At 67.0% G+C, this 13,117-nt stretch carries 14 protein-coding genes and 1 tRNA gene; 10 read left to right on the forward strand and 5 right to left on the reverse strand.

Going from position 1 to position 13,117, the window contains the following annotated elements:
- The first annotated feature begins 57 nt into the window (after positions 1-57).
- On the forward strand, positions 58-1,278 hold the full coding sequence (locus tag MKW15_RS03325) for an NAD(P)-dependent malic enzyme (RefSeq protein WP_240856159.1): 1,221 nt from the start codon (positions 58-60) through the stop codon (positions 1,276-1,278).
- A gap of 88 nt (positions 1,279-1,366) precedes the next feature.
- Here MKW15_RS03325 and MKW15_RS03330 read toward each other — a convergent pair whose 3' ends face one another.
- A complete protein-coding gene (locus MKW15_RS03330; RefSeq protein WP_240856160.1) occupies positions 1,367-2,038 on the reverse strand; it encodes a VOC family protein in 672 nt (223 codons plus the stop codon).
- A 64-nt stretch (positions 2,039-2,102) separates the two neighbouring features.
- On the opposite strand from MKW15_RS03330, the gene MKW15_RS03335 reads away from it, so the two are divergent.
- The 7 genes from MKW15_RS03335 to MKW15_RS03365 all read left to right on the forward strand — a co-directional run bounded on the left by MKW15_RS03335 (position 2,103) and on the right by MKW15_RS03365 (position 6,697).
- Positions 2,103-2,684, forward strand: a complete 582-nt coding sequence (locus tag MKW15_RS03335) for an ASCH domain-containing protein (protein ID WP_240856161.1) — start codon at positions 2,103-2,105, stop codon at positions 2,682-2,684.
- A 7-nt stretch (positions 2,685-2,691) separates the two neighbouring features.
- Positions 2,692-3,147 (forward strand): helix-turn-helix domain-containing protein, encoded by a 456-nt coding sequence (locus MKW15_RS03340; RefSeq protein WP_240856162.1) that lies wholly within the window; start codon positions 2,692-2,694, stop codon positions 3,145-3,147.
- Positions 3,148-3,207: 60 nt separating this feature from the next.
- Positions 3,208-3,639 carry a VOC family protein gene (locus tag MKW15_RS03345; protein WP_240856163.1) on the forward strand — a complete coding sequence of 144 codons (432 nt, stop codon included), beginning with the start codon at positions 3,208-3,210 and terminating at the stop codon, positions 3,637-3,639.
- A 300-nt stretch (positions 3,640-3,939) separates the two neighbouring features.
- Complete coding sequence (locus MKW15_RS03350) at positions 3,940-4,737, forward strand: esterase/lipase family protein (RefSeq protein WP_240856311.1); 798 nt, start codon at positions 3,940-3,942, stop codon at positions 4,735-4,737.
- Positions 4,738-4,801: 64 nt separating this feature from the next.
- Positions 4,802-4,877 (forward strand) — tRNA-Thr (locus tag MKW15_RS03355).
- 48 nt (positions 4,878-4,925) lie between these two features.
- A complete protein-coding gene (locus MKW15_RS03360; RefSeq protein WP_240856164.1) occupies positions 4,926-6,158 on the forward strand; it encodes a multidrug effflux MFS transporter in 1,233 nt (410 codons plus the stop codon).
- 38 nt (positions 6,159-6,196) lie between these two features.
- Positions 6,197-6,697, forward strand: a complete 501-nt coding sequence (locus MKW15_RS03365) for a hypothetical protein (protein WP_240856165.1) — start codon at positions 6,197-6,199, stop codon at positions 6,695-6,697.
- A 4-nt stretch (positions 6,698-6,701) separates the two neighbouring features.
- Here MKW15_RS03365 and MKW15_RS03370 read toward each other — a convergent pair whose 3' ends face one another.
- From MKW15_RS03370 to MKW15_RS03380, 3 genes are all read right to left on the reverse strand, one after another.
- Positions 6,702-7,610, reverse strand: a complete 909-nt coding sequence (locus MKW15_RS03370) for a cation diffusion facilitator family transporter (protein ID WP_240856166.1) — start codon at positions 7,608-7,610, stop codon at positions 6,702-6,704.
- A gap of 18 nt (positions 7,611-7,628) precedes the next feature.
- Positions 7,629-8,666, reverse strand: coding sequence for an alcohol dehydrogenase AdhP (gene adhP / locus MKW15_RS03375; RefSeq protein WP_240856167.1), 1,038 nt, complete (start codon positions 8,664-8,666; stop codon positions 7,629-7,631).
- A gap of 97 nt (positions 8,667-8,763) precedes the next feature.
- Complete coding sequence (locus MKW15_RS03380; protein ID WP_240856329.1) at positions 8,764-9,075, reverse strand: hypothetical protein; 312 nt, start codon at positions 9,073-9,075, stop codon at positions 8,764-8,766.
- Between the two features lie 107 nt (positions 9,076-9,182).
- Here MKW15_RS03380 and MKW15_RS03385 point away from each other — a divergent pair, with 107 nt between their 5' ends.
- Positions 9,183-10,082 (forward strand): LysR family transcriptional regulator, encoded by a 900-nt coding sequence (locus tag MKW15_RS03385; protein WP_240856168.1) that lies wholly within the window; start codon positions 9,183-9,185, stop codon positions 10,080-10,082.
- A 7-nt stretch (positions 10,083-10,089) separates the two neighbouring features.
- Here the strand turns inward: MKW15_RS03385 and MKW15_RS03390 are convergent, their stop codons facing one another.
- A complete protein-coding gene (locus MKW15_RS03390) occupies positions 10,090-11,376 on the reverse strand; it encodes a DNA polymerase III subunit delta' (protein ID WP_240856169.1) in 1,287 nt (428 codons plus the stop codon).
- Positions 11,377-11,647: 271 nt separating this feature from the next.
- On the opposite strand from MKW15_RS03390, the gene MKW15_RS03395 reads away from it, so the two are divergent.
- Positions 11,648-13,108: an adenylate/guanylate cyclase domain-containing protein gene (locus MKW15_RS03395; RefSeq protein WP_240856312.1), complete on the forward strand. Its 1,461-nt coding sequence runs from the start codon at positions 11,648-11,650 to the stop codon at positions 13,106-13,108.
- Positions 13,109-13,117 lie beyond the last annotated feature (9 nt).

Consider the following 13,117-nt stretch of genomic DNA (forward strand, 5'->3'; position numbering starts at 1 on the left):
TCGTTCGGTGCGGTGGGACACTTGGGCAACTACGCACCAGGGCCCAGGAGGACAACCGTGACGAGCACGGACGGGGGCGCACGCACCGGCGACGCCCCGTACACCGAACCGACCATCGCCGATCAGCCGATCACCGACGAGGAGATCTTCCTCTCGCACGTCGGCGGCAAACTGTCGGTCGAGTTGCGTTCGCCCATCGACACCCAGCGCGACCTGTCGATCGCCTACACACCGGGCGTCGCACAGGTGTCCCGGGCGATCGACGCCGACGCCGACCTGGTGAACAAGTACACCTGGACCGACCGGCTGGTCGCGGTGGTCAGCGACGGCACGGCCGTGCTGGGTCTCGGCGACATCGGTCCGCGTGCGTCGCTGCCGGTCATGGAGGGCAAGTCCGCACTGTTCCGGACGTTCGCCGGACTCAACTCGATCCCGATCGTCCTCGACACCAAGGATCCCGACGAGATCGTCGAGACGTTGATCCGTCTGCGCCCGAGCTTCGGTGCGGTCAACCTCGAGGACATCTCCGCACCGCGGTGCTTCGAGATCGAACAGCGCGTCATCGAGGCCCTCGACTGCCCGGTGATGCACGACGACCAGCACGGCACCGCGATCGTCGTCCTTGCAGCCCTTCGCGGCGCGACCAAGGTTCTGGAGCGCGACATCACCAAGCTGCGTGTCATCATCTCCGGTGCCGGAGCGGCCGGTGTCGCGTGCGCGAAGATCCTTCATGCCGCCGGTATCGAGGACATCGTGGTGCTCGACTCCAAGGGCATCGTCAGCTTCCACCGCGACGACTTGAACGAGGTCAAGCAGGAGCTCGCCGAATTCACCAACCCCCGTGCCATCTCCGGTGGTCCGGCCGAGGCGTTCTCGGGTGCCGACGTGTTCGTCGGCGTCTCGGCGGGCAAGATCGCCGAGGATCTCGTCGCCACCATGGCGGCCGACCCGATCATCTTCGCCATGTCGAACCCGGACCCCGAGATCCACCCCGAGGTCGCCGCCAAGTACGCCACCGTGGTCGCCACCGGCCGCAGCGATTTCCCGAACCAGATCAACAACGTGCTCGCGTTCCCCGGCGTGTTCAAGGGTGCGCTCGACGCCGGCGCCAACCGGATCACCGAGCGGATGAAGCTCGCCGCGGCCGACGCCATCTTCTCGGTCGTCGCCGACGAATTGGCCGCCGACAAGATCGTCCCGAGTCCGCTCGACGACCGGGTCGCCCCCGCGGTGGCCGAGGCCGTCGCACAAGCAGCTCGGGCGGAGGGCCTGCACTAGTCACTCGTGACACTCTGTGTCGAGTCGGGAAACCTGTGTGCTGCAACACCCGGGTTCTCCGATTAGGCACAGAGTGTTTCTCGCACCCTCAGTCGGCGCGCTCCTGCCAGGTACACAGGCACACCTCGTTGCCCTCGGCATCGGCGAGGACCCAGAACGACGGCGCATACTCGTCGGTGAGCAGCCGACCACCCGCTTCCAGCGCGGATTGCAGGCGGTGCTCCAGTTCGTCGTGCGGTACCCACAGGTCGACGTGCATTCGGCTGCGTTGCGGTCGGGCTTCGTCCATCTGTTGAAACCACACCCCCGGCAAACGGCCATCGGGATCGACGAGGTCGATCGGCTGGTGCTCGGCCGCATCTTTGTAACCGAACACGGCCGCCCAGAACGGTCGTATCGCGGCGATGTCGAGGGCGTCGATCGCGAGATCGAACTGGGTCATCGGCGTCGGTGCGGGTTCGATACCCAGGTCCACAGCGATTGCTGCGATCGTGTTCGCCAGCGCGACATCCGCCTCGGTGAGTGCGTGCGCGCTGTGCGTGGTGAGCACCAGATGCACTGTGCCGTAACGGAGGTCGATGTCGGGGTGATGCCCGGCCACCTCTGCGGCGTCGATGATCTTGGCGACGAACTCACCCCCACGGACCATCGACCCGGTCTTGTAGGCGGCGACCAGTTTGTCGGCGAGGACCCGCCAAGGATCGGAGACGACCTCGGTGGCGGCGGCCGCGGTGACTGGTGTTCCACTGGACCCGGTCATACCTTCGACCGTACGTCGCATCCGAACCCTTTTGTAGCCGCATCGCCAGGTCTACCGTCGAAGGGTGCTGTTACCGAGGCCGATCGCTCAAGGAGTCGCCGACGGCTCCGTCGACCTTGCGTTCCGACGCTGGGCCGACTCCCGGGTCAAGGTCGGTTCCACGTTCGTGACTGCGGCCGGGGTCATCGAGATCACCTCGGTGCGCAGCGTCGACCCCGAGAAGATCACCGATCGCGACGCCAAGCGCGCCGGATTCCCGAACGCCGACAAGGCACGCGCACGTCTGCGCGGACCCGACGAGTACCCAACCTTCCGCATCGGGTTGCGTTGGCACGGTGAGGATCCGCGGATCGCGTTGCGCGCCGACGCCGAGCTGTCGGACGAGGACATCGCCGACCTCACCAAGCGCCTCGACCGGTTGGACAGTCGGTCGAGTCACGGGCCGTGGACGCGACAGGTGCTGGCTCTCATCGGACGTCGGCCGGCGGTGGTCTCGACCGAATTGGCCGCCGAACTCGGCAGGGAGAGGCCCGATTTCAAACTCGACGTACGAAAGCTGAAGGCACTCGGCCTGACCAGGAGCCTCGACGTGGGTTATGAGCTGTCGCCACGAGGGCGCGCCTTTCTCGACGCCGATGGGCGATAATCACCTAATGACCAGCACGCATCCCACCCGACACCTGTTGCGGGCGAAGGATCTCGTCGACGTGCGGTTCGCCGAGCCACTCACCGTCGACGACATGGCCGCGGCTGCCAAGCTGTCCCGAGCCCACTTCACCCGGGCGTTCACGGCGGCGTTCGGCGAGTCGCCGCACGCCTATCTGCAGACCCGACGACTCGAACGCGCGGCCGCGATGCTGCGCTCCACCGACAGATCGGTCGCCGACATCTGCATGTCGGTGGGGCTCTCGAGTGTCGGGTCGTTCACCACCAGTTTCGCCCGATCTTTCGGCAAGACCCCGACCGCCTACCGCGCGTCCTTCCCGCCCGCCTCGACCTACGCCCACGTGCCCGCGTGCGTGCTGCGCGTGTACTCGCGGCCGGGCCCTTCGAGCAGGGTGGACAAGACAGCACACGGGGAGAAGACCACCATCGAGCCGTCGGCGTAGCTTCGTTGTCACAAGCTCCCCGAGATTTTCGACGGAGATCGACTTCGAAAGGTGGACAACATGATTCGCATCGCATGCGCGCAACTCTGGGTACACGACCAGGACGAGGCGCTCGAATTCTGGACGACCAAGATCGGCATGGAGGTTCGGTCGGACGTCACCATGCCGGAGATGGGCGGCTTCCGTTGGCTCACCGTCGGTCCGCCCGGGCAAGAGGACGTCAGCATCGTGCTCATGGACATCCCCGGACCGCCGATGATCGACGCCAAGGTCAAGGGCGAGATCGACAGTCTGATGTCGAAAGGCTTTGCCGGAACGGTCTTTTTGACCACCGACGACTGTCAGGCATCGTACGAGGAGCTGGCCGCCCGCGGTGTCGAGTTCACCGAGACCCCCGAGCAGCGCCCGTACGGCATCGACGCCGGGTTCCGCGACCCGTCCGGCAACAGCGTCCGGCTCACCCAACTCGCGGAGAATTTCGCGCAGGTGTGAGCCTCCCGCTGATCGAGCCGCCCCACGCTGATCGAGCCGCCCCACGCTGATCGAGCCGGGACCGAGCCCCTGGGCGAGGACCCGTGTCGAGATCCGCCGGATCGAGCCGGGACCGAGGCGCCAGCCGAGGACCCGTGTCGAGATCCGCCGGATCGAGCCGGGACCGAGGCGCCAGCCGAGGACCCGTGTCGAGATCACCGCCGCAACCAGCCCACCCGCTGACACCACCCAGTGCAGAATGACGACATGACTCACCGTCGTGTCGTCATTCTGCTGTCCATCGCCGTCGGCATCGTGGCCATGTTGGTGACGAGCCCCGGCTCCGCCCACGCGGCTCCCTATCCGGTGACCAGCGACCCCGCACGCGCGATCGCCACCGGTTACGGGAAGCCGGCCACCGCCTCACCCCTGGGGTCGAATCGCTTCGGCTGCAAGGACCGACTCGGCCGCGACCCGGTGATCCTGCTGCATGGGACGGCGCTCAACCAGTACGCCGACTGGGCGTACCTGGCGCCGACGCTGGCCAACGCCGGGTACTGCGTGTTCAGCGTGACCTATGGGCAGACGAGTTGGAGCGGCAACATCGGTGGTCTCGGCAACAAAGATCGGTCGGCGCGGCAGGTGGCAGCGTTCGTCGACCGTGTGTTGCGCGCGACCGGGGCCCGCAAGGTCGATTTCGTCGGGCATTCCCAGGGCGGTGCGATCGCGCAGCTGTTCACGCAGCTGCCCGGTCGTGCCGCCCAGGTCGACACCATCGTCGGCCTGTCGTCGCCCAACCGTGGCCACTCGCGCACCGGCTCGATCACCGACCGCCTCCCCGCCCGCGCCCCCGGCGAGAACAACTGGGGTCCGACGCACCCGACGATCCGCTACGTCAACCTCGCCACCCGCTACGACGAGATCTCCACGCCCTACCCGGTCACCCTCATGCCACCTGGGCCGAACATCACGAACACGCTGGTCCAGGACGTATGCCCGAAGTCGACGATCGGGCACGTCGGCATGGCCTACTCCCCTACCGTCGCCGCGCTCACGCGCAACGCGCTCGATCCCACGCGCCGCGTCGCCGTGCCGTGCGGTGAGGACTTCCCGGCGTAGTGATACTGGTTTTTGTTCGATAGCCGGTAGTCGTTACACTCGTGGGCGCTGCCTCGCGCAGCACGCCGCCCTAGCTCAGTCGGTAGAGCAATTCACTCGTAATGAATAGGTCAGGGGTTCGATTCCCCTGGGCGGCTCCACCGCAACCGCACAATTCGCATGATCTGACGCGCGATATCGTCAGCCCGGTGACCACACCGCCGCCCACCGACCGCGAGGGCCTCGGCGCTCGGCTTCTCTTCGTGCTGGCGCTGCTCTCGGCGACCGCCCCGATCGCCACCGACCTGTACCTGCCATCGTTCCCGGAAGTGCAGGAGTCCCTGCACACCTCGACGACTATGGTGCAGCTCACCTTGACGGCCTTCCTGGTGGGCGTCGGCGTCGGCCAGGTGGTGTGGGGGCCGCTGTCCGACCGCTACGGCAGACGTCGGCCCCTGATCATCGGGTCAGGTGTCGCGGTGCTCGCCGGGATCGTGGTGGTGTTCGCACCCACCATCGAGGTGCTCATCGCGGCGCGCTTCGTGCAGGCTTTCGCGGCGGCTGCGGGCATGGTCACCGCCCGGGCGGTGATCGCCGACCTGCTGCGCGGCTTCGCGGGCGCCCGGTCGATGACGCTCATGATGACCATCCAAAGCCTTGCGCCGGTGATCGCCCCGGTCATCGGCGGGCTGCTCGCCGGGCAGGTGTCGTGGCGATGGGTCTTCGGCGTGATCCTGGCCGCGACCGTCCTGCAGTTCATCGGCGCCGTGACAACGGTCCCGGAGAGCCTGGTCGAGGCGAACCGGAAGGCCACACTCGGGCTGGGCGATCTCCTCGGCCGCTTCCGGCACCCGATCTTCCTCGCCTACGTGCTGACGCAGGCCTTCGCCCTCGGGACGCTGATGGCCTACATCTCGAGTTCGTCGTTCGTGTACCAGAAGGTCATCGGCACCTCGAGCACCATCTACGGGCTCGGGTTCGCCGTCAATGCACTGGGTCTCACGATCGGCGGCCTGGTCTCGGCGCGACTGTCCCGACGACACGTCCACCCGGCACATGTCGTGGGAATCGCCCTGCCGTTGATGATCGTCGGAGCGGTTGTCGTACTCCTCGCCGCGTCGTCGGCAAATCCGTCGCTGCTGGTGATACCGCTGTTTTTCACGGTGCTCTGTTTCGGCTTCGTCGCCGGCAACAGCGCAGCACTCGCCATGGAACACAGCCGCGACGCGGCGGGTGCGGGCAGCGCGGTGCTCGGCGGCGTGATGTTCCTCGTCGCCGGAATCGTCTCGCCGTTGGGCGGATTGGCGGGCGACGACACCGCCGTTCCCATGGGCGTGGTCATGTGCGGATCGGCAGTGCTGGCGACGCTGTGCTTCTTCGTCGCCCGCTTCTACGTCGGCCGGCACCCGGAGTCGGAGAGCGCATTCGCCCGACAATTTTAGCTTTGGTAACGAATCCTTGCCCGACGCAGACATGCTCTGTGAGTGAACTCGTGTCGTCGTGCAACCAGGAGAAGACCATGCGCAACCATCGGATTGTCCTCACGCTCGCCTCCATTGCCGTCGCCGCGGCATTGTCCATCGGATTCGGCAGCCGAGCCGACGCCGCGCCCGCACGCCCGTATCAGAGTTTCGACCTCGGCAATGCCTTCGCCGTCGGCGACAACTGCGTCGGCAAGGCGATGGGGGGAATCAACGTCTCGCCGGGACGCGGTACGGCGTGGGTCAGCGGAGGCTGGTTCGCCTGGACACCAAAGGTTCTCGGGCCGTGCTCGAATGTCGTCACCATCGCCTGGTACAACTTCGCCACCCATCGCAGCGGCAAACTCGTACGCCGACTCACCGACCGCGGGATGTTCAGCTACGACAACAGCATCGGCGCAACCCTGCGCGTCGGGTCGGGTCCCGTGCGCTTCAGGTTGGGTATCGGTGGTCGGTTGCTGACCGCGCCGCCGAAGCCGGTCACCGTGATCATGCCGTGACCCGTCAGTCCTCGATCAGCGTCGGATCGGTGGACAGTTCCACGTTCGCCCACACCTCGTGGTCGGTCGAGTCCAGTCGGTCGACGATGAAGCGCCGCACTCGATCTTCGTCCTCGACCCGCCAATCGCCCTGTCGCACAAGGAAGTCGACTTCGACGTAGAGGCGTCGTCCCAATCGCGTCGCGCGCACGATGGGCTTGGACAGCCCGTACTCGACGGCCGCATCGGCGGCGGCCGCAGCGATGACCTCGTTCAGTTCGCCCGCCGGCGCCGCCTCCATCAGCTCACGTATTCCCTGTCTCAGCAACGCAATCGCCATGGGCGCGATCGACGCCGACGCGATCAGGACCAGGATCGGATCGACATACGACGCGGCCGCCGCCGACCCGCGGCGATCGAGCACGACGGCCACCAGACCGCCGACCGCGACCATCAGACTCAGCAGCGCCCCGGCCCGCCAGCTCACCAGTTCGGCGCGCGCCAGTTGCGACACCCGCGCCGGCCGGTGCAGCACGACGATGACCAGGCCGGACGCCACCGCCGACACGACGCCATAGGCGACGACGCTGCCCGCCGCCGCACCGGAGCCTCCGTTAAGGATGACCGATACTGCGTCGGCGGCGCCGTAGACGAGCGTCGCCAGCAGCGCCGCCCCCTGCAGGCCGACGGCCAGCGGGGTCGCGCCGTGACGACCGAACGGGAACTCGGGCGTCGGCGCGGTGCTTGCTGCTCTGGCGGCCAGCAGTGACACGCCGACCAGCACGCTGCCCGCGAGCATGTAGATGCCGTCGAACAGGATGACGCTCGCGCCGCTGAGGATGCCCCACAGCACCGCACCTGTGCCCAAGACCGCCGTGGCGATCAGGCTCAACACCAGCGCACGGCGCTCACCCGAGTCGGAGCCAACGGTCACGCTGTGAGCTTAGTGCTCTCAGCGGTAGTCGATGACGATGCGACCCTCGATCTTGCCCTCTTCCATCTGCCGGAACACGTCGTTGATGTCCTCGAGACGCGTCGTGGCGACGGTGGGTTTGACCAGGCCACGCGCATAGAAATCCAGCGCCTCCACCATGTCCTGGCGGGTCCCGACAATCGAGCCACGAATGGTGAGACCTTTGAGCACGACGTCGAAGATGGGTGCCGGGAAGTCGCCGGGCGGGAGTCCGACGAAGACGATCGTCCCGCCGCGACGTGCCATGCCGATCGCCTGTCCGAACGCCTCCGGATGCACGGCGGTGACCAGCACACCGTGCGCGCCACCGGTCTGTTCCTGGATCGCGGCTGCGACGTCGGGGGTCGACGCGGCGTTGACGGTGACCTCGGCACCGAGCTCGCGGGCGAGGTCTAGTTTGTCGTCACCGATGTCGACGGCGGCGACGCGCATGCCCATCGCCCGCGCGTATTGCACGGCCACATGCCCGAGTCCGCCGATCCCGGAGATCACGATCCATTGTCCGGGTTTGGTCTCCGACACCTTCAGACCCTTGTAGACGGTGACGCCGGCGCACAGGATCGGCGCCACCTCCACCGGGTCGCAGCCGTCGGGAATCCGCGCCGCGAAACGTTCGTCGACCAGCATGTAGGTCCCGAAGGATCCGTCGAGTGAGTAGCCGCCGTTCTGTTGACGCTCACACAGCGTCTCCCACCCGGTCCGGCAGTATTCGCAATGTCCGCACGCCGACCACAGCCAGGCATTGCCGACCTTGTCGCCGACGGCGATCTCGGTGACACCGGGCCCGACGGCCACCACGGTGCCGTATCCCTCGTGGCCCGGAACAAAGGGCGGCGACGGTTTGACCGGCCAATCACCGTGCGCCGCATGAAGATCGGTGTGGCACACCCCCGAGGTCTCCAGCTTGACCAGCGCCTGACCGTGCCCGGGTTGGGGCAGCGGGCGTTGGTCGATGGTCAGGGGTTCACCGAATGCCGTCACCACTGCCGCGGTGTAGGTCGAATCGGTACCGGTCATGTCACTCACCTCGTCGTCGAAGAATTGCGCATTGAAGAGCGGTACCCCTCATTGTCTGCGCATTCCGACGACGCGGTGGCCGTTCGGGCCGGTCGGATCAGGCCTTCTCGCCCAGTTCTTCCGAACCCGTCTCGGGCGGTGTCGCATCGGACCTGGCCACGTCGTCATCGTCGGCGCCCGCGTCGTCGCTGCCGGCATCGTCGCCGGGATGGCCCACTCCGGTGCCACCCTTGCCGGTCTCCGCAGCACCCGATTCCTCAGCACCCGATTCCTCTGCGCCCGATTCCTCTGCGTCCCGATGGGCTAACGGGTCGTAACCGTCGACGCCCTCCAACACGGTCAGCTCGTTGTCGATCGCCGCCGAGACGGCCCGCGCCTCTTCCTTGACCTTCTTGATGAAGTCCGACATCGCACTCTCCCTGTACCTGTGTGGATGACCCCACTATAGAACCGCACCCGACGCGCACCGGGCCCGGTTGTTGTGGGCCCCGGACCGGCCCGCATACGGTGTCAGCCATGGTGGCGCGCCGACTTCCCGATCTCGCCGCGCTCGAGGTGGTCGTCACCGTCGGCCGGCTCGGCAGCATGGGTGCCGCGGCGCGCGAACTCGGCATGAGCCAGCAGGCGGTCAGTGCGCGGGTCCGATCGGTGGAACATGAGCTCGGCGTCGAGTTGTTCGCGCGTTCCCCGGCGGGTGTGGAGGCGACCGCGAACGGCGTCGTCGTCTTGGAGTGGGCCAACGCACTGGTGGAGCGGGCTGTCGAGTTCACTGCCGGCGTCGACTCGCTGGTTGCGGCCCGTCAGGCAACACTGATCGTCGCCGCGTCGAAAACCGTTGCGGAATACCTTGTTCCGTCCTGGATCGTGACACTGGCCGGCCGCACCGACGCCAAACTGTCGGTGCGGCCGATGAATTCGACCGAGGTGTTCGACGCGGTGCGCGCCGACGACGCACATCTCGGCTTCATCGAGATTCCCGGTCCCACCAAGGATCTCGAGTCCGCGCTGGTGGCCATGGATGAATTGCTGGTTGTCTGCGCTCCGGGTCACCCCTGGGCCCGAACCGGCCGGATCGGCGCCGACGAACTCGCCGCGACGCCGCTGATTCAACGCGAACCGGGATCGGGCACACGGCTCACCTTTGAAGAGGCATTGGCGCAGAAGGGTTTTCAAGCAACCGACCCACTGATCGAATTGCGCTCGGTCACCGCCATCCGCGCGTCGGTGCTCAGCTCACCGGCCGCGACCGTCCTGTCCCGACTGTCGGTCGCCGAGGACATCACCGCCGGGCGGCTGGTGCACGTCGAGGTCGACGGGCTGGCGATGATCCGACCATTGCGCGCGGTGTGGTCGCCGCGCATCACGCTGCGCGGGCCGGCGCGGGAGTTGCTCGAGGTGGCTACGACGCGCAGGTAGCGCTGATTCAGCTCTTGCGCATCGACAACCCGATGGTCGCGACCATCGCGTCGACCGCGAACTTGGGTTTGACGTTCATGTCGAGCGCCTCGCGACAGGCGAGCACCGCTTCCAGGCAGTTCAGCAATTGCTCGGGCCGGGCGTAGGCGGCCATTGGAATCACGATGTCGTCGGTCTTGTCCGGATGCATGGCGGTCACCTTGGCGCCGACGCCCACCACGAGTGCGTCGCGGAACAGGGCGGCGAGGTCGACGAGTGCGCGGTCGAGGACGTCACGCCCGACGCGGGTCTCCCGGGACTTCTGCCGTTTCTCCAGTTCCTTGATGGCCCCGACCGTCCCGCGAGGTGCACGTGCTGCACCCTTGCCGGTGCCGCCCGCCCCGAGCGCGGTCTTCATCTCCTCGATCTCGGGCTCGTTGAGTTCGGCGGCGATCGCCTTGGCGGCGGCGTCGGCGGTGCGCACGAGATTCTCGGCCGCCGCGTAGGCCGTCTTCTCGCGGTTGGCATCCCGAGCCAGCGCGAGTGCCATCTCGCGTTGTGCGCGGGCCTCGGGATCACTCGCCAGCCGACGCGCTCGGCCGATGTGACCGCCGCACACCGACGCGGCCCAACGCGCCTGGTCGGGGTCGATGCCGTCACGTTCGGCCAAGACACGTTCGATGTCGTGCGCCGACGGTGTCGCAAGTGCCACATGGCGGCAGCGCGATCGTAGAGTCACCGCGATGTCTTCGGGGTCCACGGACGGCGCGCACAGCAGGAACACCGTGCGCGACGGCGGTTCCTCGACAACCTTGAGCAATGCGTTGGCCGCCTGCTCGGTGAGCCGGTCGGCGTCTTCGACGATGACGATCTGCCAGCGTCCGGTACCCGGGCGACGCGCGGCCGCCTGCACGATCTCCCGCATCTCCTTGACCGCGAGGCTCAACCCTTCGGGCACCACGTGCCGGACGTCGGCGTGGGTGCGACTCATCACCGTGGTGCACGCGCGGCATTCCCCACACCCGATGTTCGACGCGTCCTCGTGCTGACACTGCAGCGCGGCCGCGAAACAGGTCGCGGCCACCGACCGCCCACTGCCCGGTGGGCCGGTGAACAGCCACGCATGGGTCATCGATGCCCGGGCGGCAGAGTCGAAAGCGTCACCGGTCTGTTCGTCGGGCTCCCCGAACATCGACATCGCACCCGCGTCGCCCTCGTCGAGCCGGTTTGCCAGGCTGCGGGCGGCACGCGCTGCGGCGCGCAGATCGTCGGCGACGGCGTCCTGGCCGGTCAACCGATCGAAGACATTGGTCACAGGCACAGCCTAATTGGCTGCCCCGACAGGACGGCCGACAGCTTCGCCCGCAAGTGCCCGGCAAGGACATTTGTCACAGGTCAGACGGGCAGAAGCCCACCACCACGCGTTTTGGGGGCCCACGACGACGAACCCCTGTGCATTGTTGTTTAACAATTGCAAGCAGCCAGCTACCGTAGTTGGCGTGGTACGTCAGCGGTCGCAATGGTCAAAGGGCGTGCATCTCGCCCGTTGGCTGGTGCACACGCCCTGGCCGATCCTTGCCCTCGACATGCTGCGGGCCAACCTCATCGGCGCGCTGTTCACCTTTGCGTTCCTGCGGTTCGGCATGCCGCTGCAGGATTCCATCAGTCTCGACGAGATCACCGCGCTGAACCAGGTGATCTTCGCCGTCTACCTGATCATCGCGATGCTGGTGGGCGGTTTCCTGAGTATTCAGCTCTCGCTGCCGGTACTCGTGTGGCATCGACGACGAACGCGGCTCGACAACGAGTCGGCCCGTCGTCGTGCATTGGCACTCCCGATGTTGTTGTCTGCGGTGAACGCCGGACTCTGGCTGGTCGGCGGCGTGCTGTTCACACTCGTCAACCTGACGGTGTCCAACAAGAACGCCTTCATCGTCGCGATCGCGAGCTTCATCGGCGCGATGGTCACCTGCGCGCTGAGCTTCATGCAGGCCGAGAAGGTCCTGCGCCCGATCACCGTCGCGGCGATGGCCAACGACCCCGACAGCGCAACCGCGCCGAGCGTGACCACCCGCATCACCGTGTTCTGGGTGATCAGCGCGGTGGCCCCGATGCTGGTGATCGTCGGCCTGATCGTCTTGCACCGGCTCGGATTCATCGACTCCGACTCGACCGGTTTGGAGCGTCCGATCCTGTGGATGGCGCTGTCGGCGTTGGCGTTCAGCCTGCTGGCCATCTTCCGGGTGGTGTCGGCGATCAACGACCCCATCAAGCAGCTGCGTCGCGCGCAGAGCGAGGTCAGTGCGGGCAATCTCGACGTCGCCGTGAAGATCTACGACGGCAGCGACCTCGGTCTGCTGCAAGCCGGGTTCAACGACATGGTCGCCGACCTGCGTGAACGCCAGCAACTCCGCAACCTGTTCGGCCGCTACGTCGGCGAAGACGTGGCCCGCAAGGCCATCGAGACCGGCACCGAACTCGGCGGTGAGGAACGCTACGTCGGCGTCCTGTTCGTCGACATCGTCGGGTCGACGCGGCTGGCCGTCAACCGGCCGCCGCGAGAGATCGTCGAGCTGCTCAACGAGTTCTTCCGTGTGGTGGTCGCAGTGGTCGGACGCCACGGCGGGTTCGTCAACAAGTTCCAGGGCGACGCGGCACTGGCCATCTTCGGCGCACCGCTGGACCTCGACGACTTCGCCGGCCGCGCACTGGCGTCGGCGCGCGAACTGCGCGCCGAACTCTACGAGACCCTGGGCGACACCGACATCGGCATCGGCATCTCGGCAGGCAAGGCGATCGCCGGCCACATCGGCGCCGAACAGCGCCTCGAGTACACCGTCATCGGCGACCCGGTCAACGAGGCCGCCCGACTCACCGAACTCGCCAAGGACGAGCCGACCCGCGTCCTCGGATCGGCGCGCGCCGTGTTCCTCGCCTCACGCGAGGAAGCCGAGCATTGGGACATCGGTGAGGGCGTCGAACTACGCGGACGCGGGATCGAGACGCTGCTCGCCCGACCGCTCATGGCGCCATACCGGCAGGACTGACTCGTCGAG

It is taken from the genome of Gordonia gummivorans, assembly GCF_022513585.1.
Lineage (GTDB): Bacteria > Actinomycetota > Actinomycetes > Mycobacteriales > Mycobacteriaceae > Gordonia.